The organism is Gordonia sp. PvP123, from assembly GCF_040547295.1.
Classification (GTDB): Bacteria; Actinomycetota; Actinomycetes; order Mycobacteriales; family Mycobacteriaceae; genus Gordonia; species Gordonia terrae.
Window position 1 is genome coordinate 40,722 of sequence record NZ_JBEPPN010000005.1, and the last position, 25,800, is coordinate 66,521.

Genomic DNA, 25,800 nt, shown 5'->3' on the forward strand with positions numbered 1-25,800 from the left:
ACCCAGAGCAAAGGCATCATGACCATTTCCTCCGCACCGACCTACGACCTGAACTCGGTCGACCTCGACGACGTGTCGCACGCCGCGACCGTGCACGAATGGCTGACCCATCCCAAGGCCAAGTACTGGGACATGCTCGACAGCTCGGTCACCGACGTGGAGAAGATGATTCGCGATTCGGCCGAGGCGACGGCCGGCACCCCGTACGGGATGCGCCTGGGCTACCACGACGGGCGTCCGCAGTTCCTGTTCGAGCTCTACGACCCGGCCGCCAGTGAACTCGCCGACCCGGCCAGCGGTTACGTGCCCGCCGACGGCGACATCGGCATGCATCTCCTGGTCGCGCACGCCGAACAGGCACTGCCCGGTTTCACCGGCGCGGTGATGCTGCACATCATGCGTACCGCGATCCTGGAGGTCGGCGCCGCGCGCGTCGTCGTCGAGCCCGATGTCCGCAACAAAGCCGTGCACCGTCTCAACGCGAGTGTCGGCTTCCGCGTCGACGGCGACTATCCCGTCGGGAACAAGACCGCTCACCTGAGCTACTGCACCCGCGCCGATTTCCTCGCGGTGACCGACAACGGCAAGTCCGTCGGACCGGTCGAGGTCACGGATCTGGGGGCGTAGATCGTTGACTCTCCAGGACATCGGGACCATTCAGGAATTCGCGACGCGCACGGCCGGGGGGTCGGGTGCGCGAAGCCATCGCCAGACGTATCACACCAGGATCGCGACGAAGATCCTCGCCGAGTTCGCGCACGAGCGGGCCCTCGACCCGGTCGCGAGCGGCGACGGTTACGTCGTCTCCTCCGCCGACGGTCTCACCGACTACCACTTCCGCGCCGACCGGCTCGCCCTGGACAGCTGGGCGATCGACGAGTCGTCGTTGCGTCGTGTGCGGACTGGCGACGAACTCCCGATCGACGCGGTCGCGATGATCGTCGACCTCGCCCCGTTCCTGGGGATCGGGCCCCAGGCCCTGCCGGAATACCTCGAGGAGTTCATCAACACCCTGGCGATCAGCGCCGACCGTCCGGACGAACGCCGCATTCCGGCAACCGATCTCGCGCACGCCGACTTCCAGACCATCGAGGCGACGATGACCGAGGGTCATCCGTGCATCGTGGCCAACGCGGGCCGACTGGGCTTCAGTTCCGAGGACATCGAGCGTTACGCCCCCGAGGTCGGCAACCACTTCCGGCTCGTCTGGCTGGCTGCTCGTCGCGAGGATTGCGATGTCGCCACCGTGAGCGACATCGACTACGACACACTGCTCGTCGATGAGCTCGGTGCCGAGACATTGGCGGGGTTCGACTCGGCGCTGCGCGAAGCCGGTTGTGACCCCGCTGATTACCGCTATCTGCCGGTACATCCCTGGCAGTGGGTCGAGAAGGTACGGAAGCTGTACTCCGCCGACATCGCAGGCCGTCGCATCGTCGAGGTCGGCACGAGTCCCGACCTCTACCAGGCCCAGCAGTCGATCCGCACGGTGTTCAACTCGACCACGCCGACCCGCAATTACGTGAAGGTCGCGCTGTCGATCGTGAACATGGGCTTCACGCGCGGGATGTCCGCCGACTACATGCGTACGACCCCGCTGATCAACAACTGGGTCCGCGGACTCGTCGCCGACGACCAGTACCTCGCGGCGATCGGGTTCGAGATGATCTTCGAGGTCGCGGCGATCGGTTACCGCAGCCCGACTTTCACGCCGATCACCCAGCCGGGATCGGAGTACCGCAAGATCCTGTCGGCGCTGTGGCGACAGAGCCCGGTGCCGCTGACGGCCGCCGACGAGCAGTTGTCGACCATGGCCGCGCTGCTCCACGTCGATCACCTGGGTGAACCACTCGTCGGCGCGTTCATCGAGCGATCGGGTGTCCCGGCGACGGAGTGGATCCGCCGCTACCTGCGGACCTATCTCCATCCCATCGCCTATCTGCTCTACCGATATGAGCTGAAGTTCTCCCCGCACGGCGAGAACCTCATCCTGGTACTCGCCGACGGCATCCCGGTGCGCGCCATCCTCAAGGACATCGGCGAGGAGGTGTCGGTGTTCGGGGAGGCCCAGGGCCTCCCGGAGAGCTGCGCACGGGTCCGGACGACCGAGCCGGACGAGATCCGCAACCTGGGCGTGCTGTCGGATGTCTTCGACGACTTCCTGCGCCCCCTCGCCGCGGTCCTGCACACACACGGCATCGTCGACGACGGCGAGTTCTGGTCGCTGGTCGGTGAGAGCCTGCACGAGTTCGTGGCCGCCCATCCCGAACTCGAGGACCGGTTCACCCGCTGGGATCTGTTCGCGCCGGAGTTCGGCGCGGTGCACATGAACGGCCTGCAGCTGCGCAACAACAAACGCATGGTCGACATCGAGGACTCCTACGCATCACTGATCGATGCCGGTCACCGGCTCGCCAATCCGATTGCGTCGCAGAGGGGCCGGTGATGGACATGACCGCCACCCACAGTGGCGCGGGACCGGACGTGGAGATCCTGCGCGACGGCCACGGCATCCCGCACGTCCGCGGGGCCGACCCGGCGGCCGTCCTGTACGGACAGGGTCGGGCATGCGGTGAGGACCGGCGCTGGCAGATCGAGTTCATGCGGTTGCGCGCCGAAGGACGCACAGCCGAGGTCTTCGGGGCCTCGTGCGTGGAGTGGGACACCTTCGCCCGCCGGGCACAGCTCGATGCCGCGGCCAGACGGATCTTCGACGCATCCTCCGCCCGGACCCGAGATCTCGTCGCCGCCTATGTGGCCGGGGTGAACAGCACCCTCGACGACCCCGACACCTCTGCTGCAGCACCGGAACTCGAGGCGCTCGCGCATCGCCCGCAACCGTGGCGCCCGTGGACACCGATCTCGGTGTTCATCATGCACCACGTGCTGTTCGGACGGTTCACGACGAAACTGTTCCGGCTGCACGCCTGCCGTACGCTCGGTCTGGACGCGTTGCGATTCTGGGACTTCGAGACACGAGAGACCGACCCCACGATGCCCGCGATGCCCGACGAGGCGTTCCTCGACGAGATCCTGGCGATCACCCGGCCGGTGTCCCCCGAACAGCCCTCCCCCGCAGTCGACCTCGGTGATCCGGTGTCGGGCAGCAACGCATGGGGCGTCTCCGCGGAGCGGAGCTCGACCGGCGCGCCGATCGTCGCCGGTGACCCCCATCGCTTCCTCGAGCTGCCGGGCATCTATCAGCAGTTCCATCTCGCCTCCACCGGACCCCTCGACGCATTCGACATGGCCGGGTTCGCCTTCGCGGGCGTACCCGGGGTCCCCCACTTCTGCCAGGGCGACGACATCGCCTGGGGCATCACCAACGCCATGGGCGACTATCAGGATCTCTTCCTCGAGCGGTTGACGCGCGACGAGACGGGCGCACTGCTGGTCGAGGTGCCGGGTGGTGGCCGGGTGCCGGCCGGGGTCAGCACCGAGACCATCCTGGTCCGGGGTGCCGAACCCGTGGCGACACAGGTGATCACCACCCCGAACGGTGCTGTCGTGTTCGGCGGCCCCGAGGACTCGTTCGCGATGAGCATCCGGTCACCCCTGCTCTCGGAAGACGTCTCCTTCGACGCGCCGCTGGATCTGCTGTTCGCGAGCACGGTCGCCGACGTCGAGGCCGCGCTCGTCAACTGGGTCGAGCCGGTCAACCGCGCGGTGATCGCCCACGCCGACGGCACCGTCGCCACCCATGTGGCCGGCCGAGTACCGGTCCGTGCGCCCGAGAACTACTGGTTGCCGGTGCCCGGCTGGGACGAGCGCTACCAGTGGCGCGGATACGAACGCGGCTCACTCGGCGATCCGGACTTCGACGCGACCCCCCGCTCCCTGAGGAGCCCGGAGCTTGCGGAGGGCGTCACGAAGGGTCGCGGCATCACCGTCACCGCCAACCAGCGGATGTCGGACGTGCCTGCGCTGCAACCGCTCACGAGCGAGTGCGTCGAGCCGTTCCGCGCCGACCGTATCGCCGCGCGGCTCGACGATCTCGATTCGGTGAGTCCGGCCGACTGTGCCGACATCCACTCCGACGTGCGCCTCGAGCAGGCGACCGTCGTCCAGGAGTTGCTGTCCCGCGTAAGCGTCGACAACGCCGCGGCCGAGGATGTCCGGCAGCGGCTGGTGGCGTGGGACCGTTCGATGGCCGCCGACAGCACCGATGCGTATCTGTACGCCGAGTTCCGTACCCAACTCGTCCTGGGGGTGGCGAACACCGAAATCCTCGCCCCGCTCCGCGGGCCGCACGGATTCCCGGCGGTGTTCCAGCCCTGGTTCGTGCCCGAACCCCGGCTGGCCACCGCACTGACGTCCGTGGTCGCCAACACGGCGGGGATCGGCATCGACATCGAGGCCGTCGCGGTGGCGGCACTCGACGCCGTGGTGGCCCGCGTCGCCGGCTTCGGTTCGACACCCACCTGGGGCAGCGTCCACCGCCTCGCCCCCATCCACGGGTTCGACCTGGTCGGCGCATCGCCGCAGTACCCGGACATGTTCGCCACGCTTCGTCCGACACCGCTGCCCCTGGCCGGCGACGCCGAGAGCGTCTTCGCCAACGCCGCGGCGGTCGGCACACACCTGTGCATCACCGGTGCCGCGGCACGCTATGTGTGGGATCTCGCCGATCGCAGCGCAAGTCGCTGGATCGTCCCGCTGGGCGTGAGCGGCGATCCCCGATCCGAACACTTCCAGGACCAGGCTGCCCAGTGGGCGACGGGCGAGCTGGTCGAGGTCGTCCGCGACTGGGACACCCTGCACGCCATGGCCGCGGCTGCGTCGACGCCGACCGCCGCCACATCGACCGAGAGGGAACCATGCCCGCGTTGACCGAAGCGCGCCTCACGCTCCTGCGTCGTCGGCTCGCGCAGGCCGGTGACATTCGGCCCGCTCACTCCGCTCCCGGCGCCGGTGACACTCGGCCCGCTCGCTCCGCTCCCGGCGCCGGCACACCCGAGGCGACTGTGCCGTTCGGCGAGTTCGGCATCGCCGAACGCCGGATGTGGCGGATCTATGAACTGGACCCGGAATCGTTGTCGCACAACATCGGACTCGTGCTGGAGTTCGGCGGACGCCGGACGCTCGGTTCGGTCGTCGCCGCCGCCGAGCTGCTCGTCGACCGGTTCCGGGTGTTGCGCTCGGTGGTCGAGGTCGACGATGCGGGCACGCCGAGCCGCCGCGAGGTGCCGCGCGCGGGCTCGTGGGACGCCTCGCGATCGGTGTGGACCTGGGGACCGACGGACTCGGCTGTGAGCGACGCCGGTGACGATGTCGACGACACGGCCACCGCGCTCACCCGGACACCGTTCGATCTCCACTCGGAAGTCCCACTGCGCATGCGGGTCTCGGGGTCGGACGGGAACGTCACGATGATCCTGGTGGTCCACCACCTCGCGGTCGACGACACGTCATGGCCCCTGCTCCTGGGCACCCTGGTGTCGGGTTCGTGGCCGGGAGACGTCACCGCGGACGCCCGACCGGAGACGCCCGACCCCGCGGCGGCCGCGGAAGCGGCGAACAGCGCGGTGCGGCATGCGATCGCGACCTGGGCTGCCGACGATGTCCGCTACCCGCTCACCGGCGAGCTGCCCACGGAGAGCGCCGCCGACAGCTGGCTGTCACCGATGGACGACCGCGACGGGATCAAGGCCGCCGCCCCGGTGGCGGCCGACTCGCTGTCCGCCTTCGGGCGGGTGGCCCAGACCGTCGGGGCAACGCCCAACGCACTTCTGATCGGGGTCTGCTCGCTGGCGTCGTACGCACTGACCGGCGCCGCGGACCATGTCCTGGTGGTGCCGGCGGACAATCGTCGGCGCGAGCAGGCACCGCAGGACGTCGGCTACTGCGGCAACATCATCCCGATGCGGTTCCGCGTCGACCCCGACGCCACCGTCGAACAGGCCCTCCGCGACGCGGGTTCGGTCATCTACCGGTCGATGGAACACTCCGGCACCGACTTCGGGCCGGTCCTCACCGCGTTGCGACAGCAGGGTGGACGGTTCCCCGTCATCGAGATCATGGCGTCGGTGCGGCCCGCGCCGCTGCGCGGTATCCCGCAACCCGCCGACGCGCCGGTCACCTGCCGGTCGGTCTTCAACGGGATCGCGAACTACCCGCTCTCGATCGCCTTCGAGGCCGACGACGACAGCACCCACGTCGAGGTCGATCACCAACCAGGAATCGTCCCCGACGAGATGGCCGACCGAGCCACCGCCGTGCTCACCACGCTCGTCGACCTGATCCCGACGTCGTTGCACCACTCCGTCTCCGCGCTCCTCGAAATCCTCGCCGAGCGCGTTCCGCAGAAGGGCATCGCCGGATGACCGGCCTGCCGCCGCGCCATCGCGCGCCAGAGTCAACAAGGGGGAACTCAGTGTCCGAAGACCACCAGTCCGTCTGGGGTGCCTCGCGATTCGCCCGTCCCGGCCACGGTTGGGCCGACGTCGGCCGAGGCCTGGCCGAGGTCGCCGCCGCGGTCAGCGACGATCACCACGGCGCCCCGCTGCCGAGCGGTGACCCCGTGGCTGTACTCGGCGGCGTGACGGCACTGCTCGGTCCGCACGGGATTCCCGAGACCGGCATCGGCGAATCCGAGGCACTGACCCGGCTCGCTCGCCTGGTGGCCGAGTTCGGTCTCGACCTCACCCACCCCATGGCCGCGGCACATCTGCAGCCCGCTCCGCTGTCGGTGGCGGTTGCCGCGGACGCCCTCGCATCGGCGACCAATGCCTCACTCGACACCTACGATTCGGGTCCGGCCACGCTCGCGCTCGAGACCTGGACCGTGCAGTCACTGGCCCGCATGGCCGGCTTCGGCGAGCATGCCGGCGGTGTCTTCAGTCCCGGCGGATCGATCTCGAACCTGCTGGCGCTCATGATCGCCCGCGATCACACCGCCGCGCGCCACGGTGTGGACGTGCGTCATGACGGCGTCGGCGCACTGCATCGCCCCGTCGTCTTCTGTTCGCGGGTCGCCCACTTCTCGGTCCATCGTGCCTGCGCGGCACTGGGTCTGGGCGAGTCCGCGGTCATCCCGGTCGACGTCGATTCACACCACCGGATGATCCCGGAGGCCCTCGAGGCAGCGATCCGGGACTCCGGCACCGCCACCCCACTGGCGATCGTCGCCACCGCGGGCACCACCGACTTCGGCACCGTCGACCCGCTCGGGGAGATCGCCGACATCGCCGAGCGTCATGAGATCTGGATGCACGTCGATGCCGCATACGGTTTCGGTTCGCTGTTCTCCGACCGCCTCGCCGGGTTGCTCACCGGCGTCGAACGCGCCGACTCGGTCACCCTGGACCTGCACAAGGTCGGCTGGCAGCCCGCCGCTGCGAGCCTCATGCTCCTGTCCGACGCCGATCGCTTCGTGTCCCTGAATCGCTCGGTGGCGTACCTCAATCCCGACGACGACGTGGAGGCCGGGTACAGCGGCCTCCTCGGTCAGACCCTCCAGACGACCCGGCGTCCGGACGTCCTCAAGGTCGCGACCACCCTGCTCGCCTACGGACGCAGCACCCTCGGGGAGATGCTCGACAAGTGCAACGACCTCGCGCTGTACGCCGAACAGCGTGTCGCCACCGAACTGCAGCTCGAGCTCATCGCGCCGGTCACGCTGACGACCGTCGTGTTCCGCTACCGGTGCACCGATCTCGACGTGGTCAACGGTGAACTGCGGCGCCGCCTCATCGCCGACGGCAAGGCCCTCATCGGCCGTACCCAGGTCCGGATCCCGGGCGAGGACGAGCCACAGACCTGCCTGAAGTTGACCCTCCTCAACCCGGAGACCTCGGAGAGCGACATCGACGAGCTGTTCGACGAACTCCTCCGCGTCGCCCTCGAGGTGGAGTCCGAAGGCTCCGCCGCACCCGGCGCGGGAACATACAGTGAAGAAATGGTGAGAGTCTCCGAATGAACTCTGTTGAGAACGTAGACGTATTGGCGATCGGTTGCGGCCCGTTCAATCTGGGCCTCGCCGCGCTCGCCTCGACGCTCGACGACGTGAACCTCCTCGTCGTCGACTCACGCGACGAGTTCCGGTGGCACCCGGGCCTGATGTTCGACGATGCCACCCTGCAGGTGAGCTTCCTGTCCGATCTGGTGACGCTCGTCGATCCGACCCACCCGCTGTCGTTCCTGAACTACATGGCCGACATCGATCGCATGTACCGATTCCTGGTGCGCGAGGACTTCTTTCCGACGCGCATCGAGTACGAGGCCTACCTCCTCTGGTGCGTGTCCCGGCTCGACTCACTCCGGTGGAGCACCACCGTCGACGAGGTGACATGGGACGCCGAGGCCGATGCCTTCCGGGTGACCATGCACACTCCGACGAGCTCCTCGACGGTGATCGCGCGTCACGTGGTGGTCGGGATCGGCACCGAACCGTTCATCCCGCAAGCACTCTCGTCGGAGTCGCCGGCCGTGGTCCACAGTTCCGACTACCTGTTCAACCAGGAGAAGGCGCTGGCCGCCGACACCGTCACGGTCGTCGGATCCGGCCAGTCGGGTGCCGAGATCGTCATCGATCTGCTCGAGGCCAACCTGCGCGGCGGCCCCGCCGTGCGATGGTGGACGCGCACACCATGGTTCGCACCCCTGGACTTCACGAAGCTGTCGCTGGAGATGACCACGCCGGCCTACATGGACTACTTCCACAGTCTTCCCGAGGCCGCACGTGACCGGGTCCGCCCGCAGCACTGGCAGTTCCACAAGGGAATCTCCACCGACTCGCTCGAGCGGCTCCACGACCTGCTGTACCGGCGTCAGTTGCAGGACAAGCTCAACCCGGTGCAGCTGCGGATCTCGGTCGAGGTCGACGGCGTCGACACCCTCGCCGACGGCAAGCTCCGGGTGCGCGGCCGCCACCTCGACACCGGTTCCGAACTGGCCCACACCACCGACATGGTCATCGCCAGCACCGGATACCAGGCGCGCAAGGCGGACTTCCTCGCTCCGATCGAGTCTGCGCTGCATCGCGATTCCCGTGGACGGCTCGTCATCGGCGCCAACCACGAGATCGAGACCGACGACGCCCTGACCAACCGGATCTTCGTCGCCAACGCCGAGGAGCATGCGCACGGCGTCTCGGCCCCGAACCTCGACATCGGCGCCGTCCGCAACGCGCGCATCCTCAACACGGTTCTGGGCCGAGAGGCCTACCGGTTGCCCAAGCACACCGCGTTCACCAGCTTCGGCGCCGCGGACGACGACGACATCGTCGCTCCCTAGTCGACCCTGCCCACGGCCCGATCCGCCTCGCGGGTCGGGCCGTGGTCGTTCATGGGGTTGCGAAGTGGCTTCGACACGGCTCCTCGCTGCGCTCGTCGCCTGCTCAACCAGCAGGGGGGCACCCTCTGCTCCCTGAGTCGCTTGAAGCGCGAGCGACCGATTCCCCTCTGCTCCCTGAGGTGCGAGGAGCGTTAGCGACGAGCCTCGAAGGGTCGGGCCGTTGTCGTTGGCGGGGTTGCGAAGTGGCTTCGACACGGCTCCTCGCTGCGCTCGTCGCCTGCTCAACCAGCAGGGGGCACCCTCTGCTCCCTGAGGTGCGAGGAGCGCAAGCGACGAGCCTCGAAGGGTCCGGTGCCCCAGAAACGAAGTCGCCCTCCGCTTTCCGCAGAGGGCGAGTTCGTCAGACGGAGATCAGTTGGACGCCGCGGCGAAGGACGGCTTGAGCAGATCGAGGACGTAGGGGATCGAGTTCGGCGTCGGCGCGTTGAGGCCGGTGATCTGCGACTGGGTCATGAACGTGACGGCGTTGTCCTTGACCGCCTTCAGGTTCTTGTACCCGGGAAGCGACCGCAGGGTCTCCGCCTGCTCGGGGGTGGCGGTGGCCACGACGAGCACGTCGGCGTCGAGCATCGGGATGTTCTCGGTGCTCAGACCGAACCGCGGCTGCCCGGTCCGCTGGTACTCGGCGACCAGCTTGGGGGCCATCTTCATGCCGAGCTGGGTGAACAGCTTTGCGGCACCGTCGTTCTCGTCACCGAGAACCGACAGCTGATCGGGGCCGTACATGAAGGCGAACGCGTAGGTCTTGCCCTTCAGACCCGGGTACTCCTCGGACACCGCCGCGATCTTGCCGTTGGTGTCGTCGATGATCGACTTCGCCTTCTCCGGATCGTGCAGCACCGTGCCCATCACGGTGACCATGTCCTGCCAGGGGTCGATCTCCTGGTCGCTGATGGCGTTCACCGTCGGCGCCAGCTTCGAGATCTGTTCGAACTCCGGGCTGTCCGACGCGAAGCCCGGTGCGAAGATCAGATCGGGGTTCAGTGTGGCGATGGTCGTCGCGTCGTCACCCTTGGTGGGGTCGACGAACGTGGCATCGGCCAGCTTCTGGCCGTACCAGGGCTGCATCTCGCCGGTCGCCGACTTCGAGTAGTCGTAGTAACCGACCGGCGTCTCACCGAACGACAACACGACGTCGGTCCACTGGTCACCCAGTGTGACGATCCGCTCCGGGGTGTCCGGGATGGTGACCTGCCTGCCGTCCGGGAGATTGAGTTGGACGGAGCCGCCCGCGGATTCGTCATCCGAGCTCGAGCAACCGGCCAGCAGGCCCGCGAACAGGAGTGCGCTCGCGACGAGAGCGCCCAGGCGATGTCGTGAAGTCACGTGAAGATCCCCCAATGGAGTGTCGATGTCGTCCGGCGGACCGGACAGAGTGTGTGCCCGGCCGTCAGAGCGAGCAGGGCAGCAGGACGAATCCCGCTATGGTGCAGACGCTTCGGTTGGACAGCTTCCACTTGTTGCCGCTCCACACGAACGTCATCGACCGGTTCTGGCTTCCGCGGCCGACCACGCTGATCTGCAGCGGCGCGGTCAGGGTGTTGCCACTGACCTGGACCGGCCCGACCATCTGGTAGCTCAGCCCGACGTTGCCGTAGGTCGTGATCGCACGGGCGACGAGGTCGATCTGGCGGAGCGCACGCTCACCGCCTTCGAGTTCGGCGGCCCGGGCGGCGCGGCTGCCGTTGGAGTTCATGACGATCCGGACCTTGGTGTTGAGCTGTCCCGGGGTCAGCGCGGTGGGCCCGGCGGCCACGGTCTGCTGCGGTGCGGCCGTGGTGCCCGGCGCCGGGGCCGGGGCCTGACCAGCTCCCTCACCGGGAGGGGCGACCGGTCCGCCGATCGCGCCGCCGCCTTCGGGCACGTTCTCCGTCGGGGCCGCCGCGGGCGCTCCGGCGGCCGGCGCCCCGGCGGGTGCGGGCTGGCCCGGGACCGCGCCCGGCTGCTGGCCCGCGATGCCCTGCTGGGGCAGCGCCGTCTGCGCGGCACCGAGGTTGACGACGGTCGGCTGGGCGGCGGTGGCGGAGTCGTTACGCTCGCTCACCACGATGCCCACCACGCCGATCGTCACGACGATCGCGGAGATGATGGCGGCGACGCCTGCCGACGCCAGCACGGTCGGGATGCTGACCCCGCCCGACCGACGCGACGAACCCGCATCCGGTTCGCGGTAATCGACCCCGGATTGGTAGTCGACCGCCGACGGGTCCTGGTAGTTGACGTCGTTGCTCATGTTGATCTTTCTCCGTGTATGTCTTCGCCCCCGCCGAGCCGACGGCCACCTGTATCTTGCAGCCCTCGGACATCGGATGACAAGGCAAGCCTAAGCTTGCACCCCCGTCAGGTCGACGGGAGGGCCTCCCGCAGTACTTCACCGAGCGTCGCCACGAAGCGGTCGGCGTAACCGGGCAGTGCCTGCGCATCGGTGACGACGCCGAACGTCGTGGTGTGTCCGAGGATCAACGTCGTCACCGACAGCGAGTAGCCCGCGAGCGGCGACAGCGGCGTCAGGGTGACGATCGACTGCCCCAGCACCGACCGCACCCGGGAGAAGCCGGGGTTGATGCCGATGTGGATGTCGGGGTGCATGTGGGACATCGACGCGTTCACGATCGCGCGCTGCAGACCCCACAGCGGTGCGCGCGGCAGATCGTCGGCCGCGGCCAGGTACAGCTCCGGCTTCCGCCTCGCGATCGTCTCGAGCTCGCTTCGCGCGCGGTCGATCTGGCGTGTGAGATCGGGCTCGTTGCCGAGCAGGTTGAGGAGCGCCACGGACACCGCGTTACCGGTGTGGCGGAATCCGTCGTCGAGGGTCACGGGCAGGGTCACGCGGACGACGTCGGCCTGTGGACTCGTCGGCGGGTTGAGGCTGATCGCCCGTCCGATGGCGGCGAGCAGGAACTCGTGGACCGTCGCATCGTTGCGTTTGGCCGCCTTGCGCAGGTCTCGGGTCGAGGCATCGACGAGTGCGTACTCCCGCTCGCCCGACTTGGTGAGCGCGGGCCAGGCCCGCTTCTTGCCACCGCCGGCCGCGTGCTGATCGCCGTAGGCGGCCTTCGCCTCGGCGAGTTCCTCGGGATCGATGCCGCTGATCCGGAATCGAGGGCTGGTCGCGAACCGCTCGAACTCGGCCAGGTCCTCGGGTTCGCCGTCGGCGAGGAGCGCGGCGAACGCGGCGCCCGCGATGCCGTCGGAAACGCTGTGGTGTACCCGTAGCAGGACCCACTGCCCGACGCCCTCGGCGCCGGCCGACGGGGTGAACAGCGTGATGTCCCAGAACGGGCGCGGGCGAGGCAGCGGCGACTCGAGGAGCTTCGCCACCCGACGTTGCAGGTGCGCACGGTCGGTGAACCCCAGCTCGGTCACGTGCTCGCCGGCGTCCCAGCTGTCGTCGGCGAGCACCACCTCGGGCTTGCGCCAGCGCCCGTTACGGATTCCCAGCCGAAAGATCTCGAACAGCCCGGATCGTTCGCGGACCCGCTCCCGCACCTCGTCGAGGCCGAGCACGTCGCCGCCGCCCTCGAGCTGCAGGATCATCGACCAGTGCATCGGCGCACCGGCCTTGTCCATGTGCAGGTAGGTGTGGTCGGGAGGCGCGAGTTCGGTGACGCGTGCGTCGACCGGTGCCTGGCCGGCTGGGCTGTTCATGTGAGGACCGCCTGGGTGGGAGAGGATGTTCGGATGCTTCTCAGGACGCGGACGAGCCCGGCCGGTGCAGCTCCGAATCGACGAACATGGCCTGGTAACGCTCGGTGTCGGGCTTCATCGCTGCCGCGACGAGTTCCCACAGCACCTCATCGGTGCCGCCCCCGACGCGGGCCAGCTTCATGTCCCGCCACCACCGGCCGATCGGGGTCTCGGTCTCGAGGTAACCGATCCCGCCGAAGATGTGCAGGCACTCCGACGCGACCTCCTCACCGAGATTGGCGGCCGTCGCCTTCAGCGCCGCGGCGGTGCGCAGGTTGATCTTGCCCTCGGCGGCGACGCCGGCGAGTGCGTACCGCAGAACGTCGACCCTGGCCTGCAGGTCCGCCACGCGCAGGCGCAGCGCCTGGTGGTCGTAGAGCTTCTTGCCGAACTGGGTGCGCTCCATCATCCGGGCGAGCGTCACCCCGATCATGACCTCGCAGGCGGCGGCGATCTGGGCGGCCACCGAGTACCGCTCGTGCGCCAGCCCCCAGCTGATGATGGCCAGGCCGGTCCCCGGCCGCGCGATCAGCGCCTCTTCCGGGATCCAGGCATCGATCGTGACCGGGGCGGTGTCGAGCGGCCCGGCGCCCAGCTTCTGGTACGGCTCACCCACCGTGACCGACTTGATCGGCACCGCGGCGAGGGCCACGTTGCCGCCCAGATCAGGACCGTCGTCGACGCCACGGCAGACCACGAACACGTGATCCGCGATCGGCGAGAGCGACACGAACTTCTTGTGTCCGACGACGCGGAAGCCGTCGTTCTCCGGGAAGATCCGGGTCTCGGAGTTCTGCAGATCCGAGCCGCCCTGCTCTTCGGAGGCCCCGATGCAGAGCACCGTCTCGGCGGTCAGCGCACGCTGGGCGAGGTCCTTGAGGTAGTCGTTGCGGCCGAAGCGGCGGAGGATGGCGATCGCCGAGTCGTGCAGGCTCACCCCCACCCCGATCGCCGCGGAGCCGAGCGCGCCGAGGTGGGCGCCGAGCGCGAAATGATCGCGGAGGTCGGTGAACTTGCGGTCCTCCCACTTACGGACGAAGACACCTTCGGAGCCGAGGTGCTCGAGAAGGGGCCGCGGGAACCGGTGATCCTGTTCGGCCTGCGCCGTCCACGACGTCACCCGCTCGTCGAACGCGGCGTCGAGCAATTCGGCGTACGTCTGCACCGGTGTGTCCACACTCATGTCGACTCTCCGTCTCAGGCCGGGGTGCCGGCCTTCGACCGGATGAGGTCTTCGAGGTCACCGACGGTCTTGGACTCGAAGAGCTCCCGCTCGGACAGCTTCACGCCGAGCCGCTCCTCGATCGCCACCACACCGATGGCGAACGCCACCGAATCCAGTCCCAGGTCGTCGATCAGCTTCGCGTCGCGGCTGACGTCTCCCAGCGAGAGGTCGAGGTCTTCTTCGAGGATGCCGCGCAGGGCTTCGGTGATGTGGTCGGACATGTGGTGACTCCTGAGATGGGGTGTTCGGTCGAAAGTATCGGGTGATCAGCGCGGGACCACGTACGGGGCGACGCTGCCGAGTTTTTCGCAGGTCTCGGTGAACTCGCGCTCCGGCGTGGACTGCGCGACGATCCCGGCGCCGGCACGCAGCCACGCGCCGTCTCCGGAGGAGAAGATGGTGCGCAGCGCAAGGGTGGCCTCGAGTTCGCCCGTCGATGCCGCGGTGAGGATGGCGCCGGAGTACAGGCCACGACGCCGCGGCTCGAGGCGGTCGATCGCCTCCACCGCCGGGGTCTTGGGGATCCCCGACGCGGTGATCGACGGGAAGACGACTTCGAGTGCACGCCAGGGTGATTCGTGAGCAGCGAGGGTGCCGCGGACGGTCGAGGCCAGGTGCTGGACGCTGCCTCGTTCGCGGACCTCCATGAACTCGCTCACCGCGGTGGTGTCGTCCGCTGCGATCGACGAGATCTCGTCGAAGCATGCCCGCACCGACATGGCGTGCTCGGCGATCTCCTTCGCATCGGAGAGGAGGTCGGCGCGCGCCGCCGCGTCCTGATCCGCCGAGATACCGAAAGCCCTTGTCCCGGCGAGCGGTTCGGTGACCACCGTCCGGTCGTCATGCACCGCGACGACGAGCTCGGGGCTGAATCCGGCGGCCTGGAGGTCGCCGAGCGAGAGCAGATAGCTGCGGGCGGGATTGTTGTCGGCCCGGCCGCGCGCGTAGGTCGCGGGGATGTCCACGTCGAACGGGATGTCGACGGCGCGGGAGAGGATCACCTTCTGATACCGGCCGGCTTCGATCTCGGCGACCGCAGTCGCCACCCGCCCCCGGTAGTCGTCGGGGTCCGCCTGGACATCCACCGGTCGCGACTCTGCCGAAACAGTTGCCTGCGAGGCGATCTCGAGAAGACGACGGGCACGATCGGCGTCGACGGCGCCGGTGTCGACGCCCTCGGCATCGACGGTCACCTCGAACTCGGGGACGATGAGGTGCGCCAGGACGGTGTCCTCCGGGACGCGGTCGAGGATGCCGTGATAGGGCGCACAGAAGTCGAAGCCGACCCAGCCGTAGACGCGCCAGTCCGGGATCGACAACGAAGCGGTCGCGGCAGCGAGCGCGTCGGCGGGGTCGCCGCGCCACGGCGTCGTCGTCCGGTCACCCTGATCGTCGACGATGACCTCGCTCCGCGTCACGACCACACGAGCACGCACCCCGGCCGCGAAGGTCCATCGCCGGTCGCGCTCGTAGACGACATGATCGCCGAACTCGCCGGAACCCGCCCAGGCGGCCGTGATCCGCGCAGCATCGGACTCACCCAGCGGCGAGGCGGGCGCGAGCAGGTCGACGAACTGCGCGGCGTGCGATTCGGTTGTCAGCGACATGTCCTTCGTTCCTCCGGTCGTGATGCACTCGAGCACCGATGATCATAGGGAAGCTTAGGGCAGCCTAATCAAACAACCCCCCACGGTCGAGAGCGGGCCCACCGTCCCGCATCGACCGGTAAGGTTACCCTATCCTGGCTGTGTTTGAATGAACTCATGCCGACGCACCTCGACCACGTGACCGATCTGCTCGACGGTTTCTCCCCCCACACCGATGCACAGGCCCAGCGATACCGGGACGCGGGCGTGTTCCTCGGCCGCCCGCTGTTCGCGGCCCTCGACGTCGCGGCCGAGCGCTCCCCCGATGCGCCCGCGGTGACCGACGCATCCACCGACGGTCCGCGAACGCTCACCTACGCCGAGTTCCGCGCCGCCACCCTGCGCCGGGCCGCCGGTTTCGTCGACGCCGGTCTGCGGCCCGCCCAACGGGTCGTCCTGCAGCTCAACAACTCCCTCGACTTCGCCGTGACCCTGTTCGGCCTCCTTCGCGCGGGTGTCGTGCCGGTGATGACACTGCCGGCGCACCGGATCACCGAGATCGCCCATCTCGCGACCGGCTCGGGCGCGGTCGCCTACATCGGCGAGGACGGCCGCCGGGGGTTCGACTTCCGCGACCTCGCGGCCGAACTGCAGTCGCGGGTGCCCGACATCGCGCAGGTCTTCATCTCCGGCGATCCCGGCCGGTTCGCGGCGCTGCCCGACGCCGACCCCGCCGCGACCGCGCTCCCCGACGGCCCCGACCCCGGTCTGCCTGCGCTGTTCCTGGTCTCGGGGGGAACCACCGGCCTGCCGAAACTGATCGCCCGCACGCACGACGACTACGACCTCAACGCGCGACTGTCGGCGGGCATCGCCGGCCTCACCGCCGACGACACCTACCTCGTCGCGCTGCCCGCAGCACACAACTTCCCGTTGAGCTGCCCGGGCATCCTCGGTGTGGTCGGCGTCGGCGGGCACACCGTCTTCGCCGACAACCCCAGCCCGGACAACACCTTCGACCTGATCGAGCGACACCGCATCACGGTGACCTCGCTCGTCCCCGCCCTCGCGCAACTCTGGTGCGCGGCGACCGAGTGGGAACCCGCCGACATCAGCTCGCTGCGCCTGCTGCAGGTCGGCGGCGCCAAGTTGGCCCAGCCCGACGCCGTCGCCCTCGACGCCGCACTCGGCCCCGTCGCGCAGCAGGTGTTCGGGATGGCCGAGGGTCTGATCTGCTACACCCGTCTCGATGAACCGCGCGAGCTTGTTCACCAGGTGCAGGGTTCGCCGATGTCGGAGCTCGACGAGGTGCGCGTGGTCGACGAGGACGGCGACGACGTCCCCGATGGCACGGAAGGTGAACTCCTGGTGCGTGGGCCGTACACGATCCGCGGTTACTACCGGGCCGCAGCCCACAACGAGAAGTCCTTCACGCCGGACGGTTTCTATCGCTCCGGCGACAAGGTGACGAGGCTGCCGTCGGGCCACCTCGCGGTGACCGGCCGCATCAAGGACACCATCGTCCGAGCCGGCGAGAACGTCGCTGCCGACGACGTCGAGGAGAACCTCCTCGCCCACGACTCGGTCCGACAGGTGGCGGTGGTCGGCCTACCCGACGACGCACTCGGGGAGAAGATCTGCGCCGCCGTGGTGCTCTCGCATGAGCACCCCCCGGCCCAGCCGCTGGAGCTCGCGACCATCCGCGCGTTCCTCGCCGAGCGCGGACTCGCCTCGTTCAAACTGCCCGACGCGGTGCGGATCGTGACCACCCTCCCGGTGACCGCGGTCGGCAAGATCGACAAGAAGGTGCTGCGCGAGACCCTGCTCGCCGACTGAGCCGGCGCACCCCTCACACCGGAGCGAGGGTGACGATCCCGGGATGGCTGTCGAGGTAGCGCTTGGTGAACGTGCACACCGGACGCAGCCGGGCGCCCTGTTCGCGGGTGTAGTGCACGACGGTGCGGGTGAGCCGGGTGGCGAGACCGTGTCCGCTGTACTCGTCGTAGAGCACGGTGTGCAGCACGGTGATGGTCGTCTGACCGTCGGCCGTCTCGGTCGTGTAGCCGAGAACGCCGACCAGATCGCCGGCCACCCAGAGTTCGAATCGGTCGCGGTCGGGGTTGTGTACCACCTGCGAGATCTGTTGCAGAATCGACTTCGCCGACTGTGGTGGTCGCTGACGATGCTTGCGGAGCACCCGACCCTCCTCACCTCGTGATCACGGACATCGGACCACCGGCGCGCGCCGCCCTGACTCGACATGACACCCGCCTGTGATCCGGGTCACACGGTACCTTACGGAACCGTAACTGCCGACCCCATGGCTCGGTTGTCGCATATCGATACGGTTCGCCGCACCCTGCCCGCCCGTCTCGTCGGGCGATGTAGGGTTGCGGACGCACGACAACTACACACCGCGGGGGCTCTCACGATGACCGAGGGCTGAGATGGCGACGGGCGGTCGCCGACCGCTCGAACCTGTCCGGGTAATGCCGGCGTAGGGAGATGAGCCATGGGTACGTCTGTATCCGCCACATACGACAGCAGCGCACCCGCCGATTCCGGATCCCTGTCCCTCGAGACGGTTGGCGAGAAGTGATGCGCACAGTCGACGCAGAACAACGCACAGTCGACGGACATCGACGCACGCTCGACGAGGGTTTCGTGGAACTCCCTGTTGCACAGCCCGGTTCTGCTCCCGTTCGGGTCCTGACCATCGCCGGATCGGATTCGGGTGGTGGTGCGGGAATCCAGGCCGACATGCGCACCTTCGCTCTGCTCGGGGTGCACGGGTGTGTCGCGGTGACTGCGGTGACCGTCCAGAACTCGCTGGGTGTCCGCGGTTTCGAAGAGATCTCACCGCAGACCGTGGCGGCGCAGATCGACTCCGTCGCCGGTGACATCGGTGTCGCCGCGGCGAAGACCGGCATGCTCGCGTCGGCACCGATCATCGAGGCCATCGTCGAGCAGTGCGGCGCGAGCGGCATCGGCCGCGATGCATCCGTCCCGCTGGTGGTCGACCCGGTGTGCGCATCGATGCACGGAAACCAGCTGCTCGCCGACTCCGCGCTCGACACGTTGCGTCACAAGCTGTTCCCCCTCGCCACGGTCGTGACACCCAATCTGGACGAGGTCCGCTTGATCACCGGGATCGAGGTCACCGACGCCGATTCGCAGCGCGATGCCGCCAGGGCACTGCTCGATCTCGGGCCGCGGTGTGCCCTGGTCAAGGGCGGGCACCTGCGGACGTCGGATCGGTCCCCGGACCTGCTCTACGACGGTGACCAGTTCATCGAACTCAGTCATGAGCGGATCGACACCCCGCATGACCACGGCGCGGGCGACACCCTCGCCGCGGCGATCGCGAGCGCCCTCGCACACGGCTACCCGGTCCCCGAGGCGGTCGGCTTCGGAAAGGGTTGGGTCACGCGCTGTCTGGCCGCTGCGTATCCGCTGGGCGCCGGTCACGGTCCGGTCAATCCGTTGTGGCGACTGGGCGCCGGTTCAACGGACTGACTGATACGGCTGGTTCGCCGCTACGCATCGGCGACGACCCGTGGCCGCGCCGTCCCTATCGACGGGTCACCACCGGTGGAATCCAGGAACCGTCAGCGATCGCCGATCGCCCACCGTAGGCACGTAGGTACAGTGAGAATTCGCCGGCCGGAGACGGTAGCCAGTTGGCCTGCCGGCGCTTTTCGGGTGAACTGTTACCGACCTGAAGGGTCAATGAACCGTCCTCGCCGTACACCAGCGACTTGTTCTTGGTGCCGAGCGAGTACCGCGCCAACTCGTTGGGCACGAAAAAGTGTGCTGGGTCGTACATCGTCAGCGACCAGAACCCGTCCACCGGAGGCAGATCGCCTGCGGCAAACGTGACCTCATACTGATGCTCGCCGGTCAATTGCACACCGGCAGAATCGACATCGAGGTAGTAGTACTGGGTTTCGTTCGCTCGGTTCTCGAACATGTTGGACCGCGAGGTCGCCGCCCGGTTGTAATAGTCCAACCCCCATTCGGAATTGTTGACCGACCTGTTCCACCCGTTTCCTACCGCTTTGCCGTTGTACTGCCACCGCATCGCGTTCGCTACGAAGGTGTCATCGGCCTCGTGGAATGCGTCCACAATCTGCCGTCTGATCGCGGGATCGCGCTCGCCGGAGTCGAGCAGCGCGGCGAACTGGGCGTACAACGCCTCTTCGCCGCGTTGCGGTGGTACAGACTGCAGCACTTCTCCGAGTTGATCGAAAAATCGCTGTGGATCAACCCATTTGGTCTCCGCACCCGCGCTCGGCCCGGCATCGAAAGCCGGAACATCACCCCAGTCCTTCGCCTGCATGTGCCCGGTGAATCGGTCAGCGGGTACACCATGATCTGGTTGATGAGCGGACGAATCGCAGCACGGTCCTCGGCTGTGTCATCCATGAAGACACGCGGGATCGCGTTGCCGAGAGTGGTGGGGCTGCGCAGCACATCGACGATGCCATCAGGAACGGCCCCCTCCCACGACGGGCCCGCCAACAGATAATGGCCGGGAGCACTGCCATACAACGATCCCACTCGGCCGAACTGATCGGTGCGGGCATCGTAGAAGGCGTACACATAGAACCGGTCACCGAAGTCCGGTACCTGCACCACCACCGGTTGCTCGTCGAGTGAAAAGAATCCAAGCCCGTACACCACATCCTGATTCGGGCAGGCGATGAACCTTTGCTCCGGATCGATGTAGTCGTCGAGCATGGCGATCTGTCCAGTCGGCGACGCCGGCAGAACCCCGCCGAGGCGGCCGGGTTCCGGTGCCTCACTCAACTTGGCCCGCCGGTTCAACCTACGAAACATCTGCGGCGGTCACGCGTTCACAGCCGATTCGGTTCTGGCTCCCGTTCTCCATGCCCGATTCCCCGACTCGGGCATCAGCCGGCTCTCCACATGGCGTCAGGCGACATACCGAGGCGCCGCGTCCGACATCAGGCAGGACCCGGTGCCTCATGGGCAACCGCGTCGGCGACCGTGGGGTACAGCTGCAGCCGGTCTGCGGGGTCGACAGCATGCACCACATCTCTGAACTGACCGATGTCCCGGGCTATGCGCAGACCGACGCCCCTGCGGGCCAGTGCATCTCGGAGTTCGATCAGCATCTGCACCGCGCTCACATCGATGAACGGCGAGGTCTCGGCGTCGAGCACCACGACCCTGGTGTCGTCGTCGGCGATCGATTCGATCCGATCCCGGACGTGGTCGGAGTTCGCGAAGTACAGACCGGATTCGACCCGGACCACCCGGACGCCGGGGATCGTCGTCAGGCCCGGGTTGTAGGCGACGTCGACCCAGCGCCGTCCATCCTTGGCCAGGACGGCAACATTCGGCTGGGACGACCGGTAGAGCAGCAGCAGAATCGATACGACGATCCCGATCACGAGTCCGGGAAGGGTGTCGAAGACGAGGACCCCGGTCATCGCAGCGACCGCGGAGAGAAAGTCGAGTCGGGTGGTCCGGCCATAGATCCCGGCAAGTCTCGTGGTCCAGACCCGGAACAGGGCCCGCAACGCGGGCGTGTCCACCAGTTCGATCACCGCGGCGATGACGACCGCGGCGAGGGTGGCCTCGGGCAGTTTCTCGAAGAGTGGCGTCAGCACGAGCAGGGTGACGATCACCAGCGCCGCGACGATCAGTCCACTTGCTTGTGTCCGGGCACCGGCCCCACCGTTGACCGCGGTCTTGGAAAGACTGCCGTTGACGACCATCCCCGACGCCAGGCCCGAGCCCAGGTTCGCGGCGCCCAGACCTGCCAATTCGCGATTCGCGTCGACGGTGTAGCCGGCCTTGGCCGCGTACGTTTTCGCCGCGCCCAGACCTTCGGCGAATCCGATCAGGACCACACCCACCGCGGGGCCGGCCAGGTCCAGATAGTCCGACCAGTCGAGTCCGGTCGGCAGCCCGAGCGCGGGCAGCCCGGCGCTGATGTCGCCGACGACCTCGACCCCGTGGTCGTCGAGTGCGAACACGTAGACCGCCACGATGCCCACGGCGACGACGACCAGCGAACCGGGTATCAGCGGAAGCCACCGTTTGAGGGCCACCACCACGATGAGGCTTGCGATCCCGACTGCCGCCGTCGTCCAGTCGATCCGCCCGATCTCCCGGAACACACCTACTAGCTGTTCGAAGAAGTCGCCGGGTTCCTTGTCCATCCCGAGGAGCGCCGGCACCTGACCCACGATGATCGTCAGGGCGAGTCCGACGATGAAACCCTTCAGTACCGGTTCGGAGATGAACGACGCGACGAAGCCGAGACGGGCCACGGCGGCCAGCAGCGCGACCGCCCCGGCGACGATCGCCAGTGCCGTCGACAACGCGATGTAGATCGCCGGGTCGCCGCCGGCCATCGGCGCAATGATGGCCGCTGACAGGGCAGCGGTCGCCGACATGGGTCCGACGACGAGGTGGCGCGAACTACCCAGTGCCGCATACAGAATGAGAGCAGGTACCGCCGCATAGAGGCCGACGACGGCCGGCACCCCCGCGATCGACGCATAGGCGAGCGCCTCCGGCACCATCACGGCCCAGACCGTCAAACCGGCGATCAGGTCGGGTCGGATGTATCTGCGCCGGTATCCGGCGAGGGACGGAAACAGCCGGAGTGAGGTCGACACACCGGTAGGTTACGTCCACGACGGCGACAGCGGGCAGGTTGAACAGCACCGCACGCCGATCACCGGACAGATCTCGCCGAACAATGGCATGCTCATTACATGTCAAATCCCAAGAAAGTGGAATCGACGATCACCAAGCAGCACCGCGCCCTTCTCGAGCAGCTGCCCTTCTCCGACACCCAGGATTTCGAGGACGCCACGCGGGGACTCATCGCCCGCCGCGAGCCGAATGCGGTTCGCTCGGACAGCGGCGAGATCATCTGGGACAACGACACTTACGATTTCCTCGACGGCGACGCCCCGGACTCCGTGAATCCCAGCCTGTGGCGGCAATCGAGACTGAACGCCATTCAGGGACTGTTCGAAGTGGTGCCCGGGATCTATCAGGTTCGCGGTATGGACCTTTCCAACACGTCGTTTATCGAGGGCGACGACGGCGTCGTCGTCATCGACACCTTGTTGTCGGTGGAGACCGGCAGGGCGGCGCTCGAACTCTACCGCGAGCTCCGCGGAGACCGCCCGGTCAAAGCCATCATCTACACCCATTCGCACGCCGATCATTTCGGCGGCGTTCGCGGATTCGTCACCCCCGAGGAAGTCGAGTCGGGAGCGGTGAAGATCTTCGCGCCGGAAGCATTCCTCGAACACGCGGTGTCGGAGAACGTCTACGCGGGCATCGCGATGAACAGGCGCGCTGCGTACATGTACGGAGCAGCACTCGATCGCGGCGCGAAGGGCCAGGTCGGTGCCGGGCTCGGGCAGACGATCTCGACCGGTACCGTGTCCCTGATCCCGCCGACCGACACGATCTCCGTCACCGGTCACGAGGAGACCGTCGACGGGGTACGCATGGTCTTCCAGATGGCCCCGGGGACCGAAGCCCCGTCGGAGATGCTCATCTACCTTCCCGACCACAAAGCGCTCTGCGCCGCTGAAGACGCCACCCACACGCTGCACAATCTCCTGACCCTGCGCGGCGCGATCGTCCGGGACCCGCATGCATGGGCGTTCTATCTGACCGAGGCGATCGACCTGTTCGGGGACGATGTCGAGACTGTTTTCGCGTCGCATCACTGGCCGACGTGGGGGCGCGAACGTGTCGTGGAGTACCTGTCGATCCAGCGCGACATCTACGCGTACCTCCACGACCAGACCCTGCGGCTCCTGAACAAGGGCTTGACCGGTCCGGAGATCGCCGAGGAGATCACACTCCCGCCCGTCCTCGAAAACGCCTGGAGTGCGCGGGGATACTACGGTTCGGTCAGTCACAACGTGAAGGCGATCTATCAGCGCTACCTGGGCTGGTTCGACGGCAATCCGGCCCACCTGTGGCAACATCCGCCGGTCGAGCAGGCGAAGCGGTACGTCGACTTCATGGGCGGCGCCGACGCGGTGGTGGACAAGGCACGCACGTCATTCGACGAGGGCGACTTCCGCTGGGTCGCCGAAGTCGTCAATCATGTGGTCTTCGCCCAACCCGACCACGCAGCCGCGCGTGAACTTCTCGCCGACACCTACGAACAACTCGGCTACGGCTCGGAGAACGGGACCTGGCGTGACTTCTACCTGTCCGGGGCAACGGAGTTGCGCGACGGCCAGTTCGGCACCCCGACCGAGACGAATGCACCGGACGTTCTCGGCCAACTCACCCCGTCGATGCTGTTCGATGCCATCGCCATTCAGGTCGACGGCCCCAGGGCATGGAACGAGAAGGTGTCGATCGACATCGTGTTGAGCGATGAACAAAACTACCGACTCCGGCTGGCCAACGGCGTCCTCACCTACAGCACCGCAGCACAATCCACCGCTGCCGACGCGACCGTGAGGGCCACGCGCAAGTCACTGCTGGTCCTCGCGGGCGGGGACCTCAGCGCTGAGACGCTCAGCGCGGCCGGCATTCAGATCGAGGGTGACACATCGGCGCTCGGGCGCCTGACCGCCGTCCTGGACCCAGGGGACAAAGACTTCGCCATCGTGACTCCGTGACCCGCTTCGCACAAGCGACAGTCAACCGTCATCGCTCGAGGAGGATTCCATGGCAGCCACCCCCACCCCGAAGGCCACCCCATCGAAACGAAACCCGTTGGCCGCCATCTCCCTGACCGGGTGGGTGGCACTGGTCATCACGATCGTGGCCGTGGTGTTCATCCTGCAGAACCGCACGTCGGTCTCCATCGAGTTGTTCTGGGTGAGTGTCCGATCCCCCATGTGGTTCATCCTGCTGGTCATCTTCGCCGTCGGCTGGCTGGTCGGTGCTCTCACCGTGGTCGGGGTGAACAGGCGACGGGCCAAGGCCCGGGCTGCATGACACCGGACTGAGTCACTTCGCTCGGCTTCGCCCGCGATGCCGCAGATGAGCGGCTTCGGGCGGGTCATGGTGCGCTGCACTCAGTTGGAGAGTCGCTCACCGAACTCGTGGATGACCTCGATGTCGGATTCCCACGGCAGCAGATCATGGATGGACTGTTCGAGTTCGGACAAGGGCGGCAGCTTCTCGGGACCGAGCACGGAGATGGTCGCGGTGTCTCCCTGCCAGGTCACGCTGGACACCTCGGCACCCGGCGTATCCGCGAGCCACTGCTCCGCGGCGTCGTACACCTGCTTCGCCCACACCGCGGACAGGGAGTTGAGCACCATCGGGACGACGACGAGTACGAGTGCGGCAGAGAGCACAACATAAGCACGACGGCGTCGACGACGACCCTCGTCTGCCACATCGTGGTACTTCGCGATCACCAGCACGACCGCGCAGGTGATGATCATCGCGATCATGTTCGAGGCGAACAGGATGAACGCTCCGATTGCGAGAGAGGGCGCACCCGATCCGAAGCACACTCCGGTGACTGCCAGCGGAGGCACGAGAGAGATCGCTATGGCCACACCGGGCAGCACATCGCCGAGGTCGCGCCGGGTGACTGCTATCGAACCGACCAAGCCGGTGGCCAGCGCCGCCAGCAGATCCATCAGCGTCGGCGACGTCCGGCCCACCACTTGCGAATTGCTCAGCACGGCGGTGGGATTGGGAAGCAGCTGGGCGACTACGATGCCGATGGCGACCACCATCAGCATCCCCGCACAGACGTACAGGAGACTCTTCGTCGCGAGACGGCCGCGACCTGTGACGATACCGAGGCCGATACCCAGGATCGGAGTGGCGAGGGGAGCGACGATCATCGCGCCGATCACCGTGGCGGTCGAGTCTGCCGCGACCCCCGCGGTCGCGATGACGCTCGACAAAACCAACATGAGCCAGAAGGCCGACTGCTTGGCACGGACGTCGCCGCTGGACAGATCGAGTCGGTCGTCGAGCTCGTCAACGGTGCGCCGCTGATTCTTCGGGATCAAGTCGAACATC

General features: G+C 67.5%; 20 protein-coding genes, 1 pseudogene and 1 riboswitch. Of the genes and pseudogenes, 10 read left to right on the forward strand and 11 right to left on the reverse strand.

The features are described from left to right. Positions 1-18: 18 nt before the first annotated feature. From ABIC25_RS10445 to ABIC25_RS10470, 6 genes are read left to right on the forward strand one after another with little or no spacing between them, the layout of a single operon-like run. A complete protein-coding gene (locus ABIC25_RS10445; protein WP_004019740.1) occupies positions 19-627 on the forward strand; it encodes a GNAT family N-acetyltransferase in 609 nt (202 codons plus the stop codon). 4 nt (positions 628-631) lie between these two features. After that, on the forward strand, positions 632-2,446 hold the full coding sequence (locus ABIC25_RS10450; protein WP_248644516.1) for an IucA/IucC family protein: 1,815 nt from the start codon (positions 632-634) through the stop codon (positions 2,444-2,446). Then, a complete protein-coding gene (locus ABIC25_RS10455; RefSeq protein ID WP_420871513.1) occupies positions 2,446-4,830 on the forward strand; it encodes a penicillin acylase family protein in 2,385 nt (794 codons plus the stop codon). Before ABIC25_RS10450 ends, ABIC25_RS10455 begins: the two co-directional genes overlap by 1 nt. Further along, the gene (locus ABIC25_RS10460; RefSeq protein ID WP_248644514.1) at positions 4,818-6,323 is read left to right on the forward strand and encodes a condensation domain-containing protein; all 1,506 of its coding nucleotides are present in this window, start codon (positions 4,818-4,820) and stop codon (positions 6,321-6,323) included. Before ABIC25_RS10455 ends, ABIC25_RS10460 begins: the two co-directional genes overlap by 13 nt. A gap of 50 nt (positions 6,324-6,373) precedes the next feature. Beyond that, positions 6,374-7,918 carry a pyridoxal phosphate-dependent decarboxylase family protein gene (locus ABIC25_RS10465; RefSeq protein WP_248644513.1) on the forward strand — a complete coding sequence of 515 codons (1,545 nt, stop codon included), beginning with the start codon at positions 6,374-6,376 and terminating at the stop codon, positions 7,916-7,918. After that, positions 7,915-9,234 (forward strand): lysine N(6)-hydroxylase/L-ornithine N(5)-oxygenase family protein, encoded by a 1,320-nt coding sequence (locus ABIC25_RS10470; RefSeq protein WP_101823166.1) that lies wholly within the window; start codon positions 7,915-7,917, stop codon positions 9,232-9,234. Before ABIC25_RS10465 ends, ABIC25_RS10470 begins: the two co-directional genes overlap by 4 nt. Before the next feature lie 411 nt (positions 9,235-9,645). On the opposite strand, the gene ABIC25_RS10475 is transcribed toward ABIC25_RS10470, so the two are convergent. The 6 genes from ABIC25_RS10475 to ABIC25_RS10500 form a co-directional block, all read right to left on the reverse strand. Continuing rightward, on the reverse strand, positions 9,646-10,620 hold the full coding sequence (locus ABIC25_RS10475; RefSeq protein ID WP_248644512.1) for an ABC transporter substrate-binding protein: 975 nt from the start codon (positions 10,618-10,620) through the stop codon (positions 9,646-9,648). Positions 10,621-10,684: 64 nt separating this feature from the next. Continuing rightward, positions 10,685-11,527: an MTB12 C-terminal domain-containing protein gene (locus ABIC25_RS10480; protein WP_248644511.1), complete on the reverse strand. Its 843-nt coding sequence runs from the start codon at positions 11,525-11,527 to the stop codon at positions 10,685-10,687. 107 nt (positions 11,528-11,634) lie between these two features. Further along, complete coding sequence (locus ABIC25_RS10485; RefSeq protein WP_248644510.1) at positions 11,635-12,942, reverse strand: wax ester/triacylglycerol synthase domain-containing protein; 1,308 nt, start codon at positions 12,940-12,942, stop codon at positions 11,635-11,637. Between the two features lie 40 nt (positions 12,943-12,982). Beyond that, the gene (locus ABIC25_RS10490) at positions 12,983-14,164 is read right to left on the reverse strand and encodes an acyl-CoA dehydrogenase family protein (RefSeq protein ID WP_248644509.1); all 1,182 of its coding nucleotides are present in this window, start codon (positions 14,162-14,164) and stop codon (positions 12,983-12,985) included. 14 nt (positions 14,165-14,178) lie between these two features. After that, the gene (locus ABIC25_RS10495; RefSeq protein WP_004019729.1) at positions 14,179-14,427 is read right to left on the reverse strand and encodes an acyl carrier protein; all 249 of its coding nucleotides are present in this window, start codon (positions 14,425-14,427) and stop codon (positions 14,179-14,181) included. A gap of 45 nt (positions 14,428-14,472) precedes the next feature. Next, the gene (locus ABIC25_RS10500) at positions 14,473-15,813 is read right to left on the reverse strand and encodes a salicylate synthase (RefSeq protein WP_004019728.1); all 1,341 of its coding nucleotides are present in this window, start codon (positions 15,811-15,813) and stop codon (positions 14,473-14,475) included. A gap of 156 nt (positions 15,814-15,969) precedes the next feature. On the opposite strand from ABIC25_RS10500, the gene ABIC25_RS10505 reads away from it, so the two are divergent. Continuing rightward, on the forward strand, positions 15,970-17,628 hold the full coding sequence (locus ABIC25_RS10505) for a (2,3-dihydroxybenzoyl)adenylate synthase (RefSeq protein WP_354561324.1): 1,659 nt from the start codon (positions 15,970-15,972) through the stop codon (positions 17,626-17,628). Between the two features lie 13 nt (positions 17,629-17,641). Here ABIC25_RS10505 and ABIC25_RS10510 read toward each other — a convergent pair whose 3' ends face one another. After that, positions 17,642-17,989, reverse strand: coding sequence for a GNAT family N-acetyltransferase (locus ABIC25_RS10510; RefSeq protein ID WP_004019726.1), 348 nt, complete (start codon positions 17,987-17,989; stop codon positions 17,642-17,644). A gap of 209 nt (positions 17,990-18,198) precedes the next feature. Then, positions 18,199-18,313: riboswitch (TPP riboswitch) on the forward strand. 77 nt (positions 18,314-18,390) lie between these two features. Here ABIC25_RS10510 and thiD point away from each other — a divergent pair. Beyond that, entirely contained in the window at positions 18,391-19,308 is a 918-nt protein-coding gene (thiD, locus tag ABIC25_RS10515; RefSeq protein WP_354561326.1) for a bifunctional hydroxymethylpyrimidine kinase/phosphomethylpyrimidine kinase, read from the forward strand. A gap of 55 nt (positions 19,309-19,363) precedes the next feature. On the opposite strand, the gene ABIC25_RS10520 is transcribed toward thiD, so the two are convergent. The 3 genes and pseudogenes from ABIC25_RS10520 to ABIC25_RS10530 all read right to left on the reverse strand — a co-directional run bounded on the left by ABIC25_RS10520 (position 19,364) and on the right by ABIC25_RS10530 (position 22,427). Further along, positions 19,364-20,131, reverse strand: a complete 768-nt coding sequence (locus ABIC25_RS10520) for a DUF1214 domain-containing protein (RefSeq protein ID WP_354561328.1) — start codon at positions 20,129-20,131, stop codon at positions 19,364-19,366. A gap of 80 nt (positions 20,132-20,211) precedes the next feature. Beyond that, a pseudogene (locus tag ABIC25_RS10525) lies at positions 20,212-20,631 on the reverse strand (DUF1254 domain-containing protein); the annotation flags it as partial. Positions 20,632-20,759: 128 nt separating this feature from the next. Next, positions 20,760-22,427 carry a SulP family inorganic anion transporter gene (locus ABIC25_RS10530; RefSeq protein ID WP_354561656.1) on the reverse strand — a complete coding sequence of 556 codons (1,668 nt, stop codon included), beginning with the start codon at positions 22,425-22,427 and terminating at the stop codon, positions 20,760-20,762. Positions 22,428-22,544: 117 nt separating this feature from the next. Here ABIC25_RS10530 and ABIC25_RS10535 point away from each other — a divergent pair, with 117 nt between their 5' ends. Continuing rightward, the gene (locus tag ABIC25_RS10535; RefSeq protein WP_354561330.1) at positions 22,545-24,431 is read left to right on the forward strand and encodes an alkyl/aryl-sulfatase; all 1,887 of its coding nucleotides are present in this window, start codon (positions 22,545-22,547) and stop codon (positions 24,429-24,431) included. 49 nt (positions 24,432-24,480) lie between these two features. Next, positions 24,481-24,753, forward strand: a complete 273-nt coding sequence (locus ABIC25_RS10540; protein ID WP_354561331.1) for a LapA family protein — start codon at positions 24,481-24,483, stop codon at positions 24,751-24,753. 80 nt (positions 24,754-24,833) lie between these two features. Here the strand turns inward: ABIC25_RS10540 and ABIC25_RS10545 are convergent, their stop codons facing one another. Then, positions 24,834-25,799 (reverse strand): TIGR00341 family protein, encoded by a 966-nt coding sequence (locus ABIC25_RS10545; protein ID WP_354561333.1) that lies wholly within the window; start codon positions 25,797-25,799, stop codon positions 24,834-24,836. Between the last annotated feature and the right edge of the window lies 1 nt (position 25,800).